This window comes from Paracoccus sp. TRP, assembly GCF_000185925.1.
Lineage (GTDB): Bacteria > Pseudomonadota > Alphaproteobacteria > Rhodobacterales > Rhodobacteraceae > Paracoccus > Paracoccus kondratievae.
Window position 1 is genome coordinate 25,114 of sequence record NZ_AEPN01000023.1, and the last position, 19,065, is coordinate 44,178.

The following is a 19,065-nucleotide window of genomic DNA, read 5'->3' on the forward strand; positions in this document are numbered from 1 at the left end:
CTGCATATTGTAGCGGCTTGTCCACCCCCTGCCCGCGCGTCTATCTGCGCCCATGGCCAAACTGTATTTCCACTATTCCACCATGAACGCGGGCAAGAGTACGCTTTTGCTGCAAGCGTCCTACAACTACCGCGAACGCGGGATGCAGACGCTGCTTTTGAGCGCGGCGATTGACAACCGCGCCGGTCCGGGCTGCATCGCCAGCCGCATCGGCATCGCCGAAAATGCGTTGAGCTTCACCCCCGAGGCAGATCTGTTTGCGCTGATCCAGACCGAAGGCCGCGACGCCGCCTGCATCTTTGTTGATGAGGCGCAGTTCCTGACCGAGTCACAGGTCTGGCAACTTGCCCGCGTCGCCGACGATCTGGGCCAGCCGGTGATGTGCTACGGCCTGCGGGTGGATTTCCGCGGCCAGCTTTTCCCCGGCTCGGCGGTACTTCTGGCGCTGGCTGACGATCTGCGCGAGGTGCGTACCATCTGCCATTGCGGACGCAAGGCCACCATGGTCGTACGCCACGACGATCAAGGTCGCGTGTTACGTGATGGCGCGCAGGTTCAGATTGGCGGTAATGAAACCTATGTCTCGCTTTGCCGGCGCCATTGGCGCGAAGCGATGGGAGAAAATTGATGAATGCCAGCAATACCGCCCGCGCCTATGGCTGGGTCGCCCGCTTTTTCCACTGGACGGTTGCCGCTCTGATCCTTGCTGCAATCGCCCTGGGACTTTACGCGGGCAGCCTGCCCAAAGGGGGCGAAGCGCAGCTTCAGGCGATATTTCAGACCTATTCCGTCCATAAGACCGTGGGTGTGACGGCCCTGACCCTTGCCGTCCTGCGCATCCTGTGGACGCTGACCCAGAAAAAACCCCACCCGTTGCACCCCGGGCGGAGGCTTGAAGGTTTTGTCGCCGAGACCGTGCACTGGGGGTTGTGGATCGGCATGATCATTATGCCGATCTCTGGCTGGCTGCTGCATTCGGCGGCGCCGGGCGGCTTTGCCCGCATCCTTTGGCCATTTGGGCAGCGCCTGCCCATGGTTCCCGAGGACGCCGCACTGGCCGAACGTTTTGCCGCCTTTCACAAGCTGGGCTGGCTGCTGCTGGGCGGGCTGATCCTGCTGCACATCCTTGGGGCGCTAAAGCATGTCATCATTGACCGCGACGGCACGCTAAGCCGCATGGCCGGCAACCCCGAGCGCGCGCCAGAACCTCCGACAGCGACTTCAGGCGTGCTGCCGCATCTTCTTGCGGCGCTGGCGGGGATCGCAATCTGGGCTGGCGCGGCGCTGACAATAACAGCAGCCCCCACCAAAGATGGGGGAAACATTCCTGCCAGCGCTCCGCAGGCGGCCGCAACCTCGGGCTGGGCGGTACAACAGGGAACGCTGAACATTGAGGCTACACAAGCCGGCAGCACAGTTTCGGGCCGGTTCGACCAGTGGCAGGCCGTGATTGACTATGACCCTGAAAGCCAGACCGGCCGGGTGGTGGTCAATGTCGATATCGCCTCGCTCACGCTCGGTGCGGTCAGCGATACGGCCAAAGGGCCGGACTTTCTGAACGCCGCCGCCCATCCGAACGCGGTTTTCGAGGCCGATATCCTGCCCGCCACCTCCGCAGGTCCTTCCCATATCGCCCGCGGCCGGTTGACCATCGCCGGGCACGCAGTGGAAACCGACCTGCCCTTTGAACTGACGGTCAACGGCGATGAGGCGCAGGCCAAGGGCAGCCTGCAAGTCGATCGCCGCGATTTCGGCATCGGCACCAGCTATGGCGACGAAAGCACCGTGGGATTTGGTGTCAACATCTCATTCGATCTGACCGCAAAACGCCAATAGGCATGAAAAAGGCCGCCCAACCGGGCGGCCTTTCTGAAATCGCAAAACTCGCAGCCGGACTTAGCCGACCAGTTCGAGACCCGAGAAGAAGAAGGCGATTTCTTCTTTTGCGGTTTCCGGCGCGTCCGAACCGTGGACCGAGTTCTCACCCACCGACAGGGCGAACTCTTTACGGATGGTGCCTTCGTCGGCGTTGGCCGGGTTGGTCGCACCCATCACTTCGCGGTTTTTGGCGATGGCGTTTTCGCCCTCAAGCACCTGCACCACGACCGGGCCCGAGGCCATGAACTCGACCAGTTCGCCATAGAAGGGGCGCTCCTTGTGGACGATGTAGAACTGGCCGGCCTGTTCGGGCGACAGTTTGATGCGCTTCTGCGCGACGATGCGCAGACCTGCGTCTTCGAACTTGGCGTTGATCTTGCCGGTCAGGTTACGTTTGGTGGCGTCGGGTTTGATGATCGAAAGCGTGCGTTCGATGGCCATGTTGGTCGTCCCTTTATCTTGTTCCGGCCGCTATGGCCCGGAAATCCGCGCCCCGTTACCATGGCAGGCGGCGCTTGAAAAGCCGGGGGCGGCATTGACGCGGACGGCGGCTTGCGCCATGCGAGGCCTTATGCTGCGTATTGATGACATCTCGTTTTCCATCGCCGGACGACCGCTCTTTGAGCACGCATCGGCCACTATCCCCGATGGGCACAAGGTCGGCCTTGTCGGCCCGAACGGCGCTGGCAAGACGACGCTGTTCCGGCTGATCAGGGGCGAGCTGTCGCTGGACGGCGGTGCCATCACCCTGCCACCCCGCGCCCGTGTCGGAGGTGTCGCGCAAGAGGCACCGGGGACCGCAACTTCGGTTCTTGATACCGTCCTTGCCGCCGATACCGAACGCGCCCGGCTGATGGCCGAGGCCGAAAGCGCGACCGACCCTCATCGCATCGCCGAAATCCAGACCCGGCTGGCCGATATCGACGCCTGGTCAGCCGAGGCCCGCGCCTCGACCATCCTGCGCGGCCTTGGCTTTTCAACCGAGGATCAGGCGCGGCCGACCAGCGACTATTCCGGCGGCTGGCGGATGCGTGTCGCGCTGGCGGGCGTGCTGTTTTCGCAACCGGATCTGCTGCTGCTCGACGAACCGACCAACTATCTGGACCTGGAAGGTGCGCTATGGCTGGAAAGCTATCTCGCGCGCTACCCCCATACGGTCATCGTCATCAGCCACGACCGCGACCTGTTAAACCGTGCCGTCGGCCATATCCTGCATCTCGAAGATCGCAAGCTGGTGCTATATTCCGGCGGCTATGATGTCTTTGCCCGCACCCGGGCCGAAAAGCGCGCATTGCAGGCCGCCGAGGCCAAGAAGCAGGAGGCCCGTCGCGCCCATCTGCAAAGCTTTGTCGATCGCTTCCGCGCCAAGGCCACCAAGGCCCGTCAGGCACAGGCCCGCATCAAGATGCTTGAGCGGATGGAGCCGATCACCGCCCCGGAAGAGGCAAAATTCCACCGCTTCAGCTTTCCGCAGCCTGACCAGTTGCAGCCCCCGATCATCTCTCTCGACGGGGTTTCGGTCGGCTATGACGGGCGCGCGGTGCTGCGCCGTCTGAACCTGCGTATTGATCAGGACGACCGCATCGCGCTGCTTGGCCGAAACGGCCAGGGGAAATCGACGCTGTCAAAACTGCTCGCCGAGCGGCTTGAGCCGATGGAGGGGCGGATCGCCCGTTCGGGCAAGCTGCGCATCGGCTATTTCGCCCAGCATCAGGTCGATGAGCTGGAGCTGGACGAGACCCCGCTTGACCATGTCCGTCGGCTGCGCCCGGATGAGGCACCGGCAAAACTGCGTGCGCGGCTTGCAGGCTTTGGTCTGATGGAGGCGCAGGCCGAAACCCGCGTCGGCCAGCTCTCTGGCGGACAAAAGGCGCGGCTGTCCCTGTTGCTTGCCACCATCGACGCGCCGCATCTGCTGATTCTCGACGAGCCGACGAACCATCTGGATATCGAAAGCCGCGAAGCACTGACCGAGGCGCTGAACGATTATACCGGCGCGGTCGTGCTGGTCAGCCATGATATGCATCTGCTTAATCTGGTCGCCGACCGGTTGTGGCTGGTCGGTCAGGGCGGCGTCAGCCCGTGGCAGGGCGATCTGGACGATTACCGCAAGATGCTGATTTCCGGCGACGAAAAGCCCGAGGGCAAATCGGCCGCCAGACCAGCACCCAAACGCCCCTCGCGCGAAAAGATCCTTGAGCTGCGCGCCGAGGCCCGCCGTGCCGAAGAGCGGGTGGAAAAGCTGACCGCGATGCTGGAAAAGCTGGATGCGATCATGGCCGATCCCGCCACCTATGACGATGCCCAAAAGGCCGAGACCTGGGGCCGCAAACATGCCGAGGCAACCGAGGCCATGCAGCGCGCCGAATCGCTGTGGATGGAGGCGCTGGAACGTCTGGAAGCAGCCGAGCGGTCCTAAGCGCAACAGTGCCGGATTAATGTGGCACCCGCCGCCAGAGTCTGCTTGCCCGGTCCCGTGTTTCGACGCAGGGTCCGGCCAGTTCTACGAGGATTCGTCATGTACCGGATTGCTTCGCTCGCGCTTCTTGCCGCCACTGCCCTGACCTCGCCCGCCGCGGCACAATCGCTGGGATTGGGGCAAGGGCTGTCGTTCGATGCCGGTCTGGGCGTGAAATACAGCCCCGAATTCATGGGCTCGGACAATCTTGACGCCTCGCCCTGGCTGATCCTGCGCAATGCCGACAGTGATGGCGACCGGGAGGACGGGGTCTCGATCTCACCGTCGTTGAACTATGTCGGCAAGCGCGACGCCAGTGACTATGACGATCTGCGCGGCATGGACGATATCGGCCATGCCGGTGAAATCGGCGTGAAACTGTCCTGGCGCGCGGGCGAGTTCACCAGCTATGGCGCGATCCGCAAAGGTTTCGGTGGCCACCACGGGGTGGTTGGCGAACTCGGGACGAAATATCGTATCAAGGCCAGCGACAAGCTGACGCTTTGGACCGGGGCTGAGCTTGGGCTTGGCAACAGCGAATTTACCTCGACCTATTTCGGCGTGACTGCGGCCGAATCGGCCTCCAGCGGCAAAACCGTCTATGACCCGGATGGCGGCGCCTATATCGCCCGCGTCAGCCTTGAGGCGCGTTACGAGTTCATGCCCGATACGGCTGTCATGGGCAGGCTGAGCTATGGCCGTCTGCTTGGCGATGCAGGCGATTCCCCTCTGGTCGAGACGCGCAGCCAGCCCTCGGTCAGCATCGGCGTCGCGCGGCGGCTGAATTTCCGGTTCTGAGCGGCTCTGGACCATGGTTGGCGTAAGTCTTATATAATTGCCAAGATTTTACAGGACGCGCCACATGAGCATCGAAAACCTCAAGGAAGGCGATCCGCTGATCGCGCCGTCTACGACCGGACACCCGCTATATGACAGCGTGGTCGAGGCATGCAGGACGGTCTATGACCCTGAAATTCCGGTCAATATCTTTGACCTTGGCCTGATCTATACCATCCAGATCAGCGACGACAATGTCGTGCGCATTGTCATGACCCTGACCGCCCCCGGCTGTCCCGTGGCGGGCGAGATGCCCGGCTGGGTCGCCGATGCGATCGAGGCCCTGCCCGGCGTCAAACAGGTCGATGTCGAGATGACCTTCCAGCCGCAATGGGGCATGGACATGATGTCCGAAGAAGCCCGTCTGGAGCTTGGTTTCATTTGACCGCGCGCGAGGACATGCTGGCCGGCCGGCCCTATAATCCGGGGGACGGCGAGTTGGTGGCGATGCGCAAGGCCGCACAGGGGCTGATGCGCGACTATAACGCCACGATCATAGGCGACAAAACCCGTGCCCGGACGCTGACGCAGCTTCTGGGCACCTGGAACGGGGCGGTAATCCGCACGCCCTTCCACGTCGATTACGGAAAACACATCCATTTCGGGCCGGATTGCTTTGTCAATTACGGCTGTTTTTTCATGGATATCTGCGAAATCCGCATCGGCGCCCGCTGCCAGTTCGGGACCGGAGTACAGCTGCTGACCGAGGATCGGCCGCGCGACCGCCAACGCCGTGCGACCGGAATGGAATGGGGCAAGCCCATTACCATCGGCGATGACGTCTGGGTCGGTGGCGGGGCGATCATTCTGCCTGGCATCACCGTTGGCGACGGAGCCATCGTCGGCGCGGGCGCTGTTGTGACCCATGATGTCGCACCGGGCGCGACGGTGGTCGGCAACCCTGCCCGACCTTTGCCACCCAAAGCCTGAAGAGCTGGCTTTAAAAAAACATCCGATGCTGACCGCGACTGACCAAATGCAGTGCGCCCTGCAACACCGGCATTTCGGCCAGTCGCGCCAGCGGCAGACCCATCGCCACCAGCCGCAGCATCCGCAAGGTAATGCCATGGGTGACAATCATCGCCGGGCCGGGCAGATCGCTTAGGAAAGCCCGCACACGCGCCTCTAACCCCGAAAAATGCTCGCCACCCGGCGCGCGATCGTACCAGTCAAGCCCACCGCGCCCGCAGATATCCGGGTGTTCGGCGCAAAGCTTGCTCCACGTCAGGCCAGTGAATGCGCCGATGTCGATTTCCAGCAATCTGCTGTCGCTGATAAAGTCCTGATCGCCAAAGACGATCCGTGCAGTTTGCTGCGCGCGCCCGGCGGGGCTGGCATAACGCGCCATGCCGCGCAGCGGGCTGACCAGCCACGCCTGCCGGCGGGCCTGCGCCTCTCCCAGTTTGGTCAGGGGCGAATCAAGATGACCCTGCATCCGCCCCTCAGCGTTCCAGACCGTCTGACCATGACGCATCAGGTAAAGGTCTGGCCAGTCCGGCATCAGACCCATTTCGCCAGGGGCGGCAGGCTCATCAGCACCGCTTCGGGATCGTGGCCGGTCGCAAGACCGAATTTGGTCCCGCGGTCATAAACGAGATTGTATTCCGCATACAGGCCGCGATGGATCAGCTGCGCATCCTTTTCAGCCTCGCCCCAGCTTTGGCCCATGCGCTTTTCCGCCAGCGGCAGGAAGGCGGGCAAAAAAGCCTCGCCCACTGCTTTGGTAAAGGCAAAATCAGCCTGCCAGTCGCCGCTGTTCAGATCATCATAAAAGATGCCGCCAACGCCCCGTGCCCGACCGCGATGCGGGACAAAGAAATACTCATCCGCCCATGCCTTGAAACGGTCATAGTAGTCCGCCCCATGGGCCGCACAGGCGGCGCGTAACCTACCATGGAAATGCGCCGTATCCTCAGCATATTCCAGACAGGGATTCAAATCGGCACCGCCGCCGAACCACCACGCCCCGGGTGTCCAGAACATGCGCGTATTCATATGCACCGCGGGCGCATGGGGGTTCTGCATATGCGCCACCAGACTGATGCCCGAGGCCCAGAAGCGGGGATCGTCCTCGATCCCCGGCACACCCCGCGCAGCCATGGCCTGCTGGGCCGGCAACGACAACTCACCATGCACAGCGGACCAGTTGACGCCGACCTTTTCAAAGACGCGACCGCCGCGCATGACCGACATCAGCCCGCCGCCGCCACCCTCGCCACGCCGGGTTTCCCGGGCCTCGAACCGGCCAGGCGAAGAGGTGCCGGGCCCCCGGTCCTCAAGCCCTTCAAAGGCGGCGACGATGCGGTCGCGCAACTCACGGAACCAGACCGCAGCCTGTTGTCGCTGATCCTGCATTTCCATGGGCGCGCCTCCGCATTCGTGAATTGCCCCGCCCCGGCGGCGGGCTTATGCTTTCGCTGCAAACAACTAGAGCGCACGGCCATGACCCGCAACATCCTGCTTGCCCTGATGCCCGTCCTGATGGTAGCGGCCTGCGGCACACCGCAAGAACAGTGCATCAGCCGCAATACCCGCGAGTATCGCACCGTCTCGAATCTGCTGACCGAGGTCGAGGGCAATCTGGCACGCGGTTATGCCTGGCAGGAACGCACGGTGACCCGCACCGAATGGGACGAATGCCGCCATGTCTGGATCGACAAAGATGGCAATCGCCGTCTGGGCTATCGCCCCTGTCTGCGCGATGTTGTGGATACCGAACGTTATCGGGTCCCCATCGACCCCGCATCCGAGACGCGCAAGCGCGACAACCTGTTGCAGCGCAAGCAGGCGCTGATGCCCTCGGCCCGCGCTGCGGTCGATGCCTGCAAAGCCGCTTACCCCGAGGAAAAGAAGTCTTAATAGACTCCCGGCGCCAGCGGATCGCCCAGACTGCGACCACCATCGACGCGCAGGATCTGGCCGGTGACAAAGCTGGAGGCCTCGCTCGCCAGAAAGGTCACCGTCGCGGCCAGCTCATCTGCTCCGGCGATCCGGCCCAGAGGCGTGGCGGCAATCATACGGTCGCGCAGACCGGGATCTTCGCGCAGCTTTAGCTGTACGTTGTTCGACATGATGCTGGCAAAGGCGACGCCATTCACGCGAATCCGCTTGGGCGCGAGCGCCGAGGCGAGCGAACGCGTCGCCTGTGCCTGTGCCGCGCTGGCAATCGAATAGGCCAGCATCTGCGGCTGCGGCCAGTCGGCCGCCAGTGAGGTCAGATTGACGATCGCGCCATGCTGCAACACGTCGTCATCTGCGTCCTCGGCCTGCGCCATCATGCGCTTTGCGACCATCTGCGACAGGCGCAGCCCCGAAATCATGTTCTGGCGCAACATGTCGGCCAGCTGCTCTTCGTTCACCGTCAGCGGGTCGCAGCCCTGTACCATGCGATGCGCGTTAACGAGGATATCCACCCGGTCAAATGCGTCGATGGTGGCCGAGACCAGATTGGCAAGCGTCAGTTTTTGGCCCAGGTCCCCGGCAAAGGCGCGAACCGGGCCTTCACCCTCGGCCTGTTCGCCAAGTTCGCTCATCAGCGCGGCCTCGTCGCTGTCGGCGAACATGACATTGGCCCCCACTTCCTCGAAATGGCGGGCGATGGCCAGACCGATGCCCCGCGCAGCGCCGGTGACGATCGCGGTCTTGCCCTGAATGGACACGTTCATCTTTTCCTGCCTTTCGGTTGGGGGCGCTTGCTGCCCGGGCGGCGCGCGCCCGTCGCAGTCAGTATCTTGAACCGGGAATCGCCCCCGAGTTCCGAAACATCAGCAAAGCATTCCCTCAGCACCTGCTCATAGGGCAGATGGCGGTTCGCAACCATCCACAACCGCCCCGCCCCGGTCAAAAGCCCCGCCGCAGCGCGGATGAAGCCAGCGCCAAGCTTGGGATCGGCGGCGCGCCCTTCGTGGAAGGGAGGGTTCATGATCACCCCGTTCACCGGTTCGGGCAGGCGGAAATCCAGCGCATCGGCCCAGTGAAACTGTGCCCGCGGATCACAGACATTGCGACGCGCGCAAGCCAGCGCCGTGGCATCCGCCTCGACCAGATGCAGCACCTCGACGCCGGGATGGGTAAGGATGCCGGCGGCAAGCCAGCCCCAACCCGCGCCAAGATCGACGATGCGGGTCGGCAATTTTTCAGGCAGATGAGCTAAAAGCGCCTGAGAGGCAGGATCGGGACCGTCGGCCGAAAAGACCCCGGGCCGCGTGACCATACCGGGTGCGGCCTCGTGATCGGCCGCCGCCCACCCGTCGGGCAGCCAGCCCGGGGCGGGTAAGATCACGCGAAATATCTTGCCATGCGCACGCGAATGCACCTCATCGACAGGAACAAGGCCGCGCATCTCTTTCATCACAGCGTCGATACCGTCTGTTTTTTGTCCGTCGATCCACAGCGAGGCACCGGGCGCCAGCCATGAGACCGCCTCGGCAATACGCGCCCGCGCCTCGGCCCGGGCCCGGGGCAGAAAGACGACCGCCCCGTCGAAATCGCCCGAAGCTTCGGTCACGACCTCATACCCCTGCGCCACAAGCGCGCGATGATCCGGGTAAAAACCCTGCACGATCTGCAGGCGATCCGGTTCAAACGGCGCAAGATCCGTCGCAGCCCCGGCGCCAATCAGCAATAAACGTCCCTCAGGTGGCGTGCCACCAAATGCGAGTTCCAGCCTCGATCCAGCCAAATTTCTACTCTTTTTCCATAGTGCATTGCAGCGGATGCTGCTGGCGGCGGGCCAGTTCCATGACCTGCGCCACCTTGGTTTCGGCAATCTCGTGCGAGAATACGCCGACGACGGCCACCCCCTTGCGATGGACCGTCAGCATGATCTCGATCGCCTGAGCATGGCTCATGTTGAAAAGCCGCTCCAGCACATGAACGACGAATTCCATCGGTGTGAAATCGTCGTTCAACAGCAGCACCTTGTACATCGGAGGCCGTTGCGTGCGGGGGCGGGTCTTAACCCCCAGCTCGACCTCTTCGCGGTCCCCGGGTCGATTGGTCATATGCGGATTGGTCACGACGCTTGCAAAAGAATTACGGATGGTTGTGCCACTGAATATAAAGGCTTTGCCTCGGCTTGATAAGCCCCGCCGCCCAAAGGGCTGCACAAAGGTTGAGCGGGGTTCGGCATATTGCGCCATAAGGTCGCAAACTTGCAGTTTCCGAACCCGGCAAGCCATGCTATTATCATTTCATTAACGAAGGGTCTGCATAATGAACGGACCCTCAGAGGCAGAAGAGACCGGGATAGTGAGCAGATTCGCCAGAAACGTCCGCTTGGGACTTATGATCCTATTCGCATGGGCGCTCCCCATGGCGGTAGCCGGAGCCCCATTCGCGGCCTTCGTCATGGATGCAAGGTCCGGGCAAGAGATTTACGCGCAGAACGCTGATACGCGGCTGCACCCGGCCTCGCTGACCAAGATGATGACGCTGTATCTGGCTTTTGCCGCGATTGAACGCGGGCAGGTGCGTCTGGACAGTAAGTTCCTGGTGTCGAGCCACGCCGCTTCGCAACCGCCATCCCGTCTGGGGCTGAAGCCCGGTCAACGTATTGAGTTGCGTTACCTGATCCGCGCCGCGGCAGTGAAATCAGCCAATGACGCTGCCACGGTGATCGGCGAAGGTCTCGCTGGATCGGAAGAGAAATTCGCCCGCCAGATGACCCAGACCGCCCGCGCCCTGGGCATGCGCAATACCAATTTCCGCAATGCCAATGGCCTTACGGCCGAGGGGCATTATTCGACCGCCCGCGACATGACCATTCTTGGCCGGCGGCTGTTCTATGACTTCCCGCAATATTATTCGATCTTCTCGCGCCGTTCGGCGGATGCGGGGATTGCCACCGTTTCAAGCACGAACCGGCGCTTTCTTGACGGTTATGAAGGCGCGGACGGCATCAAAACGGGATATACCCGGGCAGCAGGCTTCAACCTGACCGCTTCGGCAAAACGTGGCTCCAAACGGCTGGTTGCCACCGTTCTGGGCGGCACCTCGACCGCACATCGCAATGCGGTGATGGCGCAATTGCTCGACGCCGGTTTCGGAAAGGCCCCAACCCGTGTGCGTGAGGTCAGGCCCGCGCCGCCAGAGTTCGTCGCCGAGAAAAAGGTGCGCCGCACCGTGCAGGTCGCACGGGTCGAGCCGCGCCAGGCGCAGGCCAGCGCCTCTCTCTCGGTTTCGGACCGTCCGGTCGCACGGGCCTCAACCGTAGCCGTGGTTACTCCGGCAGCCATCTCTGCCGCCGTCTCACGCGCGCAAGCAGCGGCTCCGACCCCAGCGCCCAGCACTGGCAGCACACTTCGCGCCAGCGCACGACCGGCGCGCAAGCCCGGCACCGGAGCGGTGGCAAACGCCGCTGTCGATCCCGAGGTCCTTGCCCGCGCGGCACGTCCCGAAGCGCGACCGGAGGAAGGCGATGCACAGGAACCCATCAGTGAACCGATCGAGGCCAACCGCCCCGTTCGTGCGCCGCGTGACGGTCAATCGGCAAGCCTGATGCCTGCCGAACAGCCTGCGGGCTCTCCTTCTCTGTTCGTACAGACATCTGAGCCGCAACCAGAAAGCATTGCGCTGCTGGAGACCCCGGCCCCCGCTCAGCGGTCGGAGACCATTATCCTAGCCTCGCTGGAACCCGAAGAGGATAATGCCCCGCAAGCGACCGAAATCGTATCGCGCAGCGGCAATTCCGAGGGAAAGCGGTGGGGGATCTCGCTTGGCCTGTTCCGCTCGCAGGGTGAGGCCGAGCAGACCTTGCTGCGTACGGCCTTGCAGGAAAACAGCTCGCTTGGCAGCGCGTTGAGCCGCGTCGCCAGTACCAAACGCGGCTTTGAGGCGAATTTTGTTGGCATGACAAAAGACACCGCAGAACTGGCCTGTGGCCGCCTTGCCGCTCGCCAACAAGACTGCCGCATCATCGGCCCGTGATTCGACCGCTTCTCTGCGCCAGTTCTGTTTGAAGCTGGCGCAGAAATCCGGCAGGCTTGATTGACTTGCCCGCAAAAAATCCCGGCTCATCCAAGCTTTCCCAGAAACACCCTCCCGAAGTCAGGGAGTGCATTCGAGTCGATGGAAGCAGGCTGATTGCTTCGCTAAAACCTTTAGGGCTCTCAGCGATGAACCTCGGTCGCAGTCTATAGCGGGCCCGGCCGACGCTCTTCGGAAAGCATGACGTTCGCCTCGACCTGCCCCACTCCGGGCAGGGTCATGATGCGGCGACGCAGGATCCGTTCAAAATCCGCAATGTCGCGGGCGCGGATACGTAGCCGGTAATCGAACTGACCCAGAACATGCTGCACGACCTGCACCTCGGGGATCGCCATCACCGCACGTTCAAAGTCCTCAAGGCTCACGCGGCCTTTGACCGCCAACCGGATACCCAAAAAAACAGTCACCCCAAAACCCAACGCAGCTTCATTCACGACGATGCGACGGCCAGCAATCACCCCTGTCTCGGTCAGGCGGCGAATGCGGCGCCAGGTCGCCGGTTGGGTTAAACCAAGCATCCGGCCAATCTCTGCCGCGCCCCGCGTTGCGTCCTCGCCCAAAAGCCGCAGGATGGCGAGGTCAGTCGCATCAGGCTGGACGCTCACAACGGCAACTCCTGCACGTCCTTGATGGTCGAAACGAGCATCAGCGCGTCACTATCCGCCACATGCGGCAAAGTCAGGATGCTTTCCCGATAAAGCTGCTGCCAATGCGCCATATCGCGCGCAATGACCGACAGCCGCAGATCCACCGAGCCCAGAAAGGTCTGAATCTCGGTCACTTCAGGCACTTGCCGGGCGGCAGCGATGAATTCGTCGAAAGCGCGCGGATGGGTCTTATCAAGGGTAAAGCGCAGACTGACCTGCACCTCGTACCCAAGCTTACGCCAGTCTATCTTTGCCTCAACAGCCCTGATCACGCCATTTTCACGCATCCGCTCCAGCCGCCGCCACAGGCTGACCGGCGTCACGCCTGCCCGCTCGGCAAGTTCCGCATTCGCAATCCCGGGATCGGCCAAAAGCTGGCGCAAAATACGGCGATCAGTGACATCAGGCATGATTATTTCACCTTTGGCACAAGTATGGCATGGTTTTCTCTGTGTAGCCAGAGAAACCGCAAAGATTGCACGGAACCAAATCCTGATCGCTGCTAGAACACCGGCATCAATAGCCAGGAGATTCCGATGCGTGTCTATTACGATCGCGATTGCGACGTGAACCTGATCAAGGACAAAAAAATCGCCATGCTGGGTTACGGCAGCCAGGGCCACGCCCATGCGCTGAACCTGCGTGATTCGGGCGCGAAAAACGTTGTTGTCGCGCTGCGCGAAGGCTCGGCCTCGGCCAAGAAAGCCGAAGCCGAAGGACTGAAGGTCATGGGCATCGCCGAGGCCGCTGCCTGGGCCGACCTGATCATGTTCACCATGCCCGATGAGCTTCAGGCCGAAACCTATCGCAAATATGTCCATGACAACCTGCGCGAAGGTGTAGCCATCGCCTTTGCTCACGGCCTGAACGTGCATTTCGGGCTGATCGAGCCCAAGAAAGGCGTCGATGTCATCATGATGGCGCCGAAAGGCCCGGGTCACACCGTGCGCGGCGAATACGTCAAAGGCGGCGGCGTGCCCTGCCTTGTTGCCGTACACCAGGACGCAACCGGCAAGGCCATGGATCTGGCGCTGAGCTATTGCTCGGCCATCGGCGGCGGCCGCTCAGGCATCATCGAGACGAACTTCCGTCAGGAATGCGAGACCGACCTGTTCGGCGAACAGGCCGTTCTGTGTGGCGGCCTTGTCGAGCTGATCCGGATGGGCTTTGAGACCCTGGTCGAAGCTGGCTATGAACCCGAAATGGCCTATTTCGAGTGCCTGCACGAGGTAAAGCTGATCGTGGATCTGATCTACGAAGGCGGCATCGCGAACATGAACTACTCGATCTCGAACACCGCCGAATATGGCGAGTATGTCAGCGGCCCGCGCATCCTGCCCTATGAGGAAACCAAGCGCCGCATGAAAGAGGTCCTGACCGACATCCAGACTGGCAAATTCGTGCGCGACTTCATGCAGGAAAATGCTGTCGGCCAGCCCTTCTTCAAGGCGACCCGCCGCATCAACGACGAGCACCAGATCGAGAAGGTTGGTGAAAAGCTGCGCGCCATGATGCCCTGGATCTCGAAGGGCAAGATGGTCGACAAAGAGCGCAACTGACACGCCACAGGAAAGCCCCGCAAAAGCGGGGCTTTTTTTGTTTCAATGGTGCGAAGGATCAGGCGATCTTCTGGGCCGCTTCCAGCCGCTCAACCGCGCGGCGTTCGCCGGTGGTGTAGATACCCGCTTTCAGCAGGCGCACCAACTGGGTGATAAGGACCGGATCGGTGCTTTGCAGCGCGCTGATCTGGCTGTCCGAAAGCAGCGCCACATACTCAAGCGCCACATCGTCATTGTCGGTGAAATGGGCTTTCTCCAGGCGATCAAAGATCGCACGAAGGCGGCGCGTATTGGTACCAAGGCTCACGCAATATTTCGCAAGCCCCTTTTCATCCATATTAACCGTCATCCCCCAGCCGCCAGTGCGGAAGCGATTGACGACGAATTCCCCGTCCTGTTTGACGTATTCAAGAAAGCCATGCGCAACCTTGAAACCGACTTTCGAGCTGGACCAGTCCATGCGCAGATCAAGGAAGCTCACAGGATCAAAGGTATAAGCCTGGTTGGTTCTGTTCAGGCCAGCGGGCCAGCCGCGGGCGGGCGAACCGTAGCTGTGCACCTCAAGCCCGCGGACTGCGCCCGCGCCTCTGGCAAGCGTCACCCCCGCCAGAGCATTTGAGGTCACAAGGTTGCCCTGACTGTGACAGTAGATCGGCGTCCCAAGCATTCCGCCCGGAGTTCCGACCAGCAGCGCAAACAGCGATTGCGCCGCGGCATTTGAGCTGAGCAGTTCGTAAATCAGATCCTCTTTCGTGGCGGTCGGGCGGGTCTTGCGCATAGACTGCCAGACGCTATCAAAGAATTTGATCCAGTCTGTATTGTGACTGACGTTGCTGGTTTGCAGACCGGTCATCTGCGCCTTGTCCGTGACACACTGGTAAAGGTCGCGCCAGAAACCGTCTTTCTTGTTGTAAACACCGATTACCGGACAGACGAGCATCAACGACAACGCTTCGGCGCTGGCCTTGTGGTCCATCCCCGTATTCAGCATTCCGTTAACGAAAATGACCGATTTTGCGGGGTTAAACCAGGATTTCCCCCGCACCTCGGGCGAGACAAAGCGTGTCACTGCTCCGTCAGCATTGGGGACGACACCCTGGGCAATGGTTGGAAACAGCATCAATCACTCCTGCACTAAATCGTCTGTGGCATCTGACACGGCATGGCGTTGTTTGTGAAGACTTATTCTTCCACTACCTCAAGCACGCCGGGGATGACGCGCAGCGCCTGACGTGCGGGGGTGGTCAGGGGCGCATCCTCGGTGATTTCGATATCGACAAGATCTGCGCCGTCTTTTAGCCGCAGCGTGATCGGGCCACGGGCGCGGGGCGGCGCGTTGACCTCGGCCTGGATGCGGGCCAGTGCTTCGGCGATACCGGGAACCGCCTCGATCCCCGCAATCTCGACCGCCAGGCGGTTGGCACCGGCATCCGCGACAGCCTGCTCCAGCGGCATGACCGAGCGGGCAAGCAGCTTGACCTGATCCCCCGAAGGCTCGACCTGCACTTGCAGGACGACGTTCTCGCCCGGCTCCAGATGCTGGCGATGGGCATCAAGTGTGTCGGAAAAGACCGTGATCTCATAAAGGCCGGTAGGATCAGACAGGCCGACAAAGGCAAAACGGGTACCGCGCGCCGACTTTTTTTCCTGCCGATGGGCCACAGTCCCCGCAAGCTGGGCAACCAGCGCACCATCCTGCGCAGCCTGCGTGACCTCTGCCAGTGTCTGCACCCCTTTGCGGCGCAGGGCTGGCAGGTAGTCATCCAGCGGATGGCCCGACAGGTAGAAACCCACGGCCGCATGTTCCTCGGCCAGTTTTTCGGCAGGCATCCATACAGATGCGGCAACGGGACGAGGAGGCGGCAGATCCTCTCCGCCACCGAAAAGCGACGACTGGCTTGAACATGCCGCCTCCTGCACCGCAGAGGACCAGGCGACGAGACCATCGAGCGACCTCAGAACCCGCGCCCGGTTCGGGTCAAGCGCATCAAAGGCCCCTGCCCGGGCCAGCATCTCAAGCGGGCGTTTGCCGACGCGGCGCATGTCCACGCGGCGGGCAAAATCGTGCATATCGGCAAAGGGCCGGTCGCCGCGCGCCTGCACGATCAGGTTCATCGCCTCGACCCCGACACCTTTCAACGCGCCAAGCGCATAAACGATCTTGCCATCCCGCACACTGAAGGTCGCGGCCGAGCGGTTCACGCAGGGCGGGACCGTCTCGATCCCCATGCGGTCGGCTTCGCGCTTGTAAACGGCCAGCTTGTCGGTCAGGTGGATATCGCAGTTCATCACCGCGGCCATGAATTCAACCGGGTGATTGGCCTTGAGCCATGCGGTCTGATAGCTGACTACGGCATAGGCGGCAGCGTGCGATTTATTGAAGCCGTAATTCGCGAATTTCTCAAGAAGATCAAAGACCTCCCCAGCCTTCTTCGCGTCGATTCCCTGTGCTTTGCAGCCCTCGACGAACTTGGGCCGTTCCTTCGCCATTTCTTCGGCGATCTTCTTGCCCATGGCACGGCGCAAGAGATCGGCGCCGCCAAGGCTATAGCCCGCCATGACCTGCGCAATCTGCATCACCTGTTCCTGATAGACGATGATGCCCTGCGTCTCGGCAAGGATGTGGTCGATCGAGGGATGGATCGATTCAAGCGGCCTCAGCCCGTTCTTGACCTCGCAATAGGTAGGGATGTTTTCCATCGGGCCGGGGCGATAGAGCGCAACCAGAGCGACGATATCCTCGATGCAGGTTGGCTTCATGCGCCGCAGCGCATCCATCATGCCCGAGCTTTCGACCTGGAACACCGCCACCGTCCGGGCCGAGGCAAACAGATCATAGGTCGCCTTATCGTCCAGCGGGATGGCGTTGATGCGATTCTCGGCCCCCGTTGCGGGCTGGTAAAGTTCGCGCCCATCGGCGGCGACATGCAGGGGACGCCCGCCGGTGTTGATCAGGTCCACCGCGTTCTGGATCACGGTCAGGGTCTTGAGGCCAAGGAAGTCGAATTTGACCAGACCCGCCTGTTCGACCCATTTCATGTTGAACTGTGTTGCCGGCATGTCCGAAGCCGGGTCGCGGTAAAGCGGCACCAGCTGATGCAGCGGTCGGTCCCCGATCACCACGCCAGCAGCATGGGTCGATGCGTTCCGAAGCAGCCCCTCGATCTTTGAGGCGTAATCAAGCAGGCGGTTGACGACCTCTTCCTTGGCGGCCTCACGCAGACGCGGTTCATCCGCCAAGGCCTTGGTGACGCTGACGGGTTTGACGCCTTCGACCGGGATCATCTTGGACAGGCGATCCACCTGACCAAAGGGCAGTTGCAGCACCCGCCCGACGTCGCGCACCGCCGCCTTTGACAGCAGCGCACCAAAGGTAATGATCTGGCCGACCTTGTCGCGGCCATATTTTTCCTGAACGTATTGAATCACCTCTTCGCGGCGATCCATGCAGAAGTCGATGTCAAAGTCAGGCATCGACACCCGCTCGGGGTTCAGAAACCGCTCAAAGAGCAGGCTGTAACGCATTGGATCAAGGTCGGTAATCGTCAGCGCATAGGCCACGAGAGAGCCAGCCCCCGACCCCCGGCCCGGCCCGACCGGAATACCATGTTCCTTGGCCCATTTGATGAAATCGGCAACGATCAGAAAATAGCCCGGGAACCCCATCTGCTCGATGATGCCCAGCTCGAACCGCAGCCGCTCTTCATATTCCTCGACCGAGGCGGAATGCGGGATAACCGCCAACCGGGCGCGCAGCCCCTCCCACGCCTGACGACGCAGTTCTTCGACCTCATCATCAGCGAATTTCGGCAGGATCGGCTTGCGCTTGCTGACCGCATAGGCGCAGCGGCGGGCGATCTCGACGGTATTGTCGATCGCTTCGGGCAGGTCGGCAAACAGCGTCGCCATCTCGGCCGCGGTCTTGAAGTAATGTTGCGGGGTCAGCCGGCGGCGCGGCGCGGTCTGATCGACATAGGCACGCTCGGAAATGCAGATCAGCGCATCGTGGGCGGCATAAAGATCGGGCTTGGGGAAATAGACATCATTCGTCGCCACCAGCGGCAGATCCAGCGCATAGGCGATGTCAACCATACCACCTTCCGAGCCCACCTCTTCAGGAACGGGCTGGCCTTCGGCGTCATGATGGCGCTGCAGCTCGACATAAAGCCGGGTCGGGAATGCGGCGGCAAGCCGCTGGGCCAACCCACGGGCCTCTGCCTCGCGCCCTTGCAGCACCAGCTGCCCCAGGGGCCCGCCCGCCCCACCGGTCAGGCAGATCAGCCCCTCGGCCCGGGTTTCCAGCTCATCAACAGTGACATGGGGCAGCGAATTGTCGTCCCGCAGATAAAGGCAGGTCGAAAGATCCATCAGGTTCAGCCAGCCTGCCTCATTCTGCGCCAATAGCACAATCGGGCCGGTCATCTCTGCCTGCAGCGTCACCTGGCAACCGATGATCGGCTGCACGCCCGCGTCCTGCGCCTTGACCGAAAACTCCAGCGCCGCAAAAAGCGCGTTCGTATCGGTCAGCGCCACAGCAGGCATACCGTTCTGTGCCGCCAGATCGGCAAGTTTTTTGACCGGCACCGCGCCTTCCAGCAGCGAGTGTTCGGAATGCGTGCGAAGGTGAATGAATCGGGGCGAATTTTCCGGCATGGCGCCAATCTAAGGGTGATCTGCCCAACTGTGCAATTGCCCGGCG

Annotated in this window: 19 protein-coding genes; 9 read left to right on the plus strand and 10 right to left on the minus strand. The window is 61.8% G+C overall.

From position 1 onward, the window contains the following. Positions 1-52 precede the first annotated feature (52 nt). Together PARACOCCUSGL_RS0113125 and PARACOCCUSGL_RS0113130 are read left to right on the plus strand one after the other, a co-directional pair. Positions 53-628: a thymidine kinase gene (locus PARACOCCUSGL_RS0113125; protein WP_010397350.1), complete on the plus strand. Its 576-nt coding sequence runs from the start codon at positions 53-55 to the stop codon at positions 626-628. Further along, positions 628-1,836, plus strand: a complete 1,209-nt coding sequence (locus PARACOCCUSGL_RS0113130; protein ID WP_010397351.1) for a cytochrome b/b6 domain-containing protein — start codon at positions 628-630, stop codon at positions 1,834-1,836. The genes PARACOCCUSGL_RS0113125 and PARACOCCUSGL_RS0113130 overlap by 1 nt, the downstream gene beginning before the upstream one ends. A gap of 60 nt (positions 1,837-1,896) precedes the next feature. On the opposite strand, the gene ndk is transcribed toward PARACOCCUSGL_RS0113130, so the two are convergent. Further along, on the minus strand, positions 1,897-2,319 hold the full coding sequence (ndk, locus tag PARACOCCUSGL_RS0113135) for a nucleoside-diphosphate kinase (RefSeq protein WP_010397353.1): 423 nt from the start codon (positions 2,317-2,319) through the stop codon (positions 1,897-1,899). Between the two features lie 130 nt (positions 2,320-2,449). Here ndk and PARACOCCUSGL_RS0113140 point away from each other — a divergent pair, with 130 nt between their 5' ends. From PARACOCCUSGL_RS0113140 to PARACOCCUSGL_RS0113155, 4 genes are all read left to right on the plus strand, one after another. After that, positions 2,450-4,297: an ABC-F family ATP-binding cassette domain-containing protein gene (locus PARACOCCUSGL_RS0113140; protein WP_010397356.1), complete on the plus strand. Its 1,848-nt coding sequence runs from the start codon at positions 2,450-2,452 to the stop codon at positions 4,295-4,297. 99 nt (positions 4,298-4,396) lie between these two features. Further along, positions 4,397-5,134, plus strand: coding sequence for a MipA/OmpV family protein (locus PARACOCCUSGL_RS0113145; protein WP_010397359.1), 738 nt, complete (start codon positions 4,397-4,399; stop codon positions 5,132-5,134). A gap of 64 nt (positions 5,135-5,198) precedes the next feature. Further along, the gene (locus tag PARACOCCUSGL_RS0113150; protein ID WP_010397361.1) at positions 5,199-5,558 is read left to right on the plus strand and encodes an SUF system Fe-S cluster assembly protein; all 360 of its coding nucleotides are present in this window, start codon (positions 5,199-5,201) and stop codon (positions 5,556-5,558) included. Next, entirely contained in the window at positions 5,555-6,103 is a 549-nt protein-coding gene (locus PARACOCCUSGL_RS0113155; RefSeq protein WP_010397363.1) for a sugar O-acetyltransferase, read from the plus strand. Before PARACOCCUSGL_RS0113150 ends, PARACOCCUSGL_RS0113155 begins: the two co-directional genes overlap by 4 nt. A 10-nt stretch (positions 6,104-6,113) precedes the next feature. Here the strand turns inward: PARACOCCUSGL_RS0113155 and PARACOCCUSGL_RS0113160 are convergent, their stop codons facing one another. After that, positions 6,114-6,674: a histidine phosphatase family protein gene (locus PARACOCCUSGL_RS0113160; RefSeq protein WP_176224527.1), complete on the minus strand. Its 561-nt coding sequence runs from the start codon at positions 6,672-6,674 to the stop codon at positions 6,114-6,116. Beyond that, a complete protein-coding gene (gene hemF, locus PARACOCCUSGL_RS0113165; protein WP_010397367.1) occupies positions 6,674-7,534 on the minus strand; it encodes an oxygen-dependent coproporphyrinogen oxidase in 861 nt (286 codons plus the stop codon). The genes PARACOCCUSGL_RS0113160 and hemF overlap by 1 nt, the downstream gene beginning before the upstream one ends. An 81-nt stretch (positions 7,535-7,615) precedes the next feature. Here hemF and PARACOCCUSGL_RS0113170 point away from each other — a divergent pair, with 81 nt between their 5' ends. Continuing rightward, on the plus strand, positions 7,616-8,032 hold the full coding sequence (locus tag PARACOCCUSGL_RS0113170) for a hypothetical protein (RefSeq protein ID WP_010397369.1): 417 nt from the start codon (positions 7,616-7,618) through the stop codon (positions 8,030-8,032). Here the strand turns inward: PARACOCCUSGL_RS0113170 and PARACOCCUSGL_RS0113175 are convergent. The 3 genes from PARACOCCUSGL_RS0113175 to clpS all read right to left on the minus strand — a co-directional run bounded on the left by PARACOCCUSGL_RS0113175 (position 8,029) and on the right by clpS (position 10,176). Next, the gene (locus PARACOCCUSGL_RS0113175) at positions 8,029-8,838 is read right to left on the minus strand and encodes an SDR family NAD(P)-dependent oxidoreductase (protein WP_010397371.1); all 810 of its coding nucleotides are present in this window, start codon (positions 8,836-8,838) and stop codon (positions 8,029-8,031) included. The genes PARACOCCUSGL_RS0113170 and PARACOCCUSGL_RS0113175 overlap by 4 nt on opposite strands. Then, positions 8,835-9,797, minus strand: coding sequence for a class I SAM-dependent methyltransferase (locus tag PARACOCCUSGL_RS0113180; RefSeq protein ID WP_010397374.1), 963 nt, complete (start codon positions 9,795-9,797; stop codon positions 8,835-8,837). Before PARACOCCUSGL_RS0113180 ends, PARACOCCUSGL_RS0113175 begins: the two co-directional genes overlap by 4 nt. 61 nt (positions 9,798-9,858) lie before the next feature. Next, positions 9,859-10,176: an ATP-dependent Clp protease adapter ClpS gene (clpS, locus tag PARACOCCUSGL_RS0113185; protein ID WP_028712279.1), complete on the minus strand. Its 318-nt coding sequence runs from the start codon at positions 10,174-10,176 to the stop codon at positions 9,859-9,861. Positions 10,177-10,522: 346 nt separating this feature from the next. Between clpS and PARACOCCUSGL_RS0113190 the strand changes: the two genes are divergently transcribed. Then, entirely contained in the window at positions 10,523-12,100 is a 1,578-nt protein-coding gene (locus tag PARACOCCUSGL_RS0113190) for a D-alanyl-D-alanine carboxypeptidase family protein (RefSeq protein WP_010397378.1), read from the plus strand. 206 nt (positions 12,101-12,306) lie between these two features. Here PARACOCCUSGL_RS0113190 and PARACOCCUSGL_RS0113195 read toward each other — a convergent pair whose 3' ends face one another. Beyond that, positions 12,307-12,765 (minus strand): Lrp/AsnC family transcriptional regulator, encoded by a 459-nt coding sequence (locus PARACOCCUSGL_RS0113195; RefSeq protein ID WP_010397380.1) that lies wholly within the window; start codon positions 12,763-12,765, stop codon positions 12,307-12,309. Further along, positions 12,762-13,217 (minus strand): Lrp/AsnC family transcriptional regulator, encoded by a 456-nt coding sequence (locus tag PARACOCCUSGL_RS0113200; RefSeq protein ID WP_010397381.1) that lies wholly within the window; start codon positions 13,215-13,217, stop codon positions 12,762-12,764. Before PARACOCCUSGL_RS0113200 ends, PARACOCCUSGL_RS0113195 begins: the two co-directional genes overlap by 4 nt. A 126-nt stretch (positions 13,218-13,343) precedes the next feature. On the opposite strand from PARACOCCUSGL_RS0113200, the gene ilvC reads away from it, so the two are divergent. Beyond that, complete coding sequence (gene ilvC / locus PARACOCCUSGL_RS0113205; protein ID WP_010397383.1) at positions 13,344-14,366, plus strand: ketol-acid reductoisomerase; 1,023 nt, start codon at positions 13,344-13,346, stop codon at positions 14,364-14,366. A 58-nt stretch (positions 14,367-14,424) separates the two neighbouring features. On the opposite strand, the gene PARACOCCUSGL_RS0113210 is transcribed toward ilvC, so the two are convergent. Together PARACOCCUSGL_RS0113210 and dnaE are read right to left on the minus strand one after the other, a co-directional pair. Continuing rightward, on the minus strand, positions 14,425-15,486 hold the full coding sequence (locus PARACOCCUSGL_RS0113210) for a hypothetical protein (protein ID WP_010397385.1): 1,062 nt from the start codon (positions 15,484-15,486) through the stop codon (positions 14,425-14,427). Between the two features lie 62 nt (positions 15,487-15,548). Beyond that, complete coding sequence (gene dnaE / locus PARACOCCUSGL_RS0113215; RefSeq protein ID WP_010397387.1) at positions 15,549-19,019, minus strand: DNA polymerase III subunit alpha; 3,471 nt, start codon at positions 19,017-19,019, stop codon at positions 15,549-15,551. Between the last annotated feature and the right edge of the window lie 46 nt (positions 19,020-19,065).

What these genes read in the sequence shown, in the direction of transcription:
- PARACOCCUSGL_RS0113160 (WP_176224527.1), bottom strand. Translation starts at nt 6,674, where the DNA reads ATGCCGGACTGGCCAGACCTTTACCTGATGCGTCATGGTCAGACGGTC.
- ndk (WP_010397353.1), bottom strand. Translation starts at nt 2,319, where the DNA reads ATGGCCATCGAACGCACGCTTTCGATCATCAAACCCGACGCCACCAAA.
- clpS (WP_028712279.1), bottom strand. Translation starts at nt 10,176, where the DNA reads ATGACCAATCGACCCGGGGACCGCGAAGAGGTCGAGCTGGGGGTTAAG.
- PARACOCCUSGL_RS0113130 (WP_010397351.1), top strand. Translation starts at nt 628, where the DNA reads ATGAATGCCAGCAATACCGCCCGCGCCTATGGCTGGGTCGCCCGCTTT.
- PARACOCCUSGL_RS0113210 (WP_010397385.1), bottom strand. Translation starts at nt 15,486, where the DNA reads ATGCTGTTTCCAACCATTGCCCAGGGTGTCGTCCCCAATGCTGACGGA.
- PARACOCCUSGL_RS0113125 (WP_010397350.1), top strand. Translation starts at nt 53, where the DNA reads ATGGCCAAACTGTATTTCCACTATTCCACCATGAACGCGGGCAAGAGT.
- PARACOCCUSGL_RS0113170 (WP_010397369.1), top strand. Translation starts at nt 7,616, where the DNA reads ATGACCCGCAACATCCTGCTTGCCCTGATGCCCGTCCTGATGGTAGCG.
- PARACOCCUSGL_RS0113140 (WP_010397356.1), top strand. Translation starts at nt 2,450, where the DNA reads ATGCTGCGTATTGATGACATCTCGTTTTCCATCGCCGGACGACCGCTC.
- ilvC (WP_010397383.1), top strand. Translation starts at nt 13,344, where the DNA reads ATGCGTGTCTATTACGATCGCGATTGCGACGTGAACCTGATCAAGGAC.
- PARACOCCUSGL_RS0113190 (WP_010397378.1), top strand. Translation starts at nt 10,523, where the DNA reads ATGGATGCAAGGTCCGGGCAAGAGATTTACGCGCAGAACGCTGATACG.
- PARACOCCUSGL_RS0113175 (WP_010397371.1), bottom strand. Translation starts at nt 8,838, where the DNA reads ATGAACGTGTCCATTCAGGGCAAGACCGCGATCGTCACCGGCGCTGCG.
- PARACOCCUSGL_RS0113150 (WP_010397361.1), top strand. Translation starts at nt 5,199, where the DNA reads ATGAGCATCGAAAACCTCAAGGAAGGCGATCCGCTGATCGCGCCGTCT.
- hemF (WP_010397367.1), bottom strand. Translation starts at nt 7,534, where the DNA reads ATGGAAATGCAGGATCAGCGACAACAGGCTGCGGTCTGGTTCCGTGAG.
- PARACOCCUSGL_RS0113200 (WP_010397381.1), bottom strand. Translation starts at nt 13,217, where the DNA reads ATGCCTGATGTCACTGATCGCCGTATTTTGCGCCAGCTTTTGGCCGAT.
- PARACOCCUSGL_RS0113145 (WP_010397359.1), top strand. Translation starts at nt 4,397, where the DNA reads ATGTACCGGATTGCTTCGCTCGCGCTTCTTGCCGCCACTGCCCTGACC.
- dnaE (WP_010397387.1), bottom strand. Translation starts at nt 19,019, where the DNA reads ATGCCGGAAAATTCGCCCCGATTCATTCACCTTCGCACGCATTCCGAA.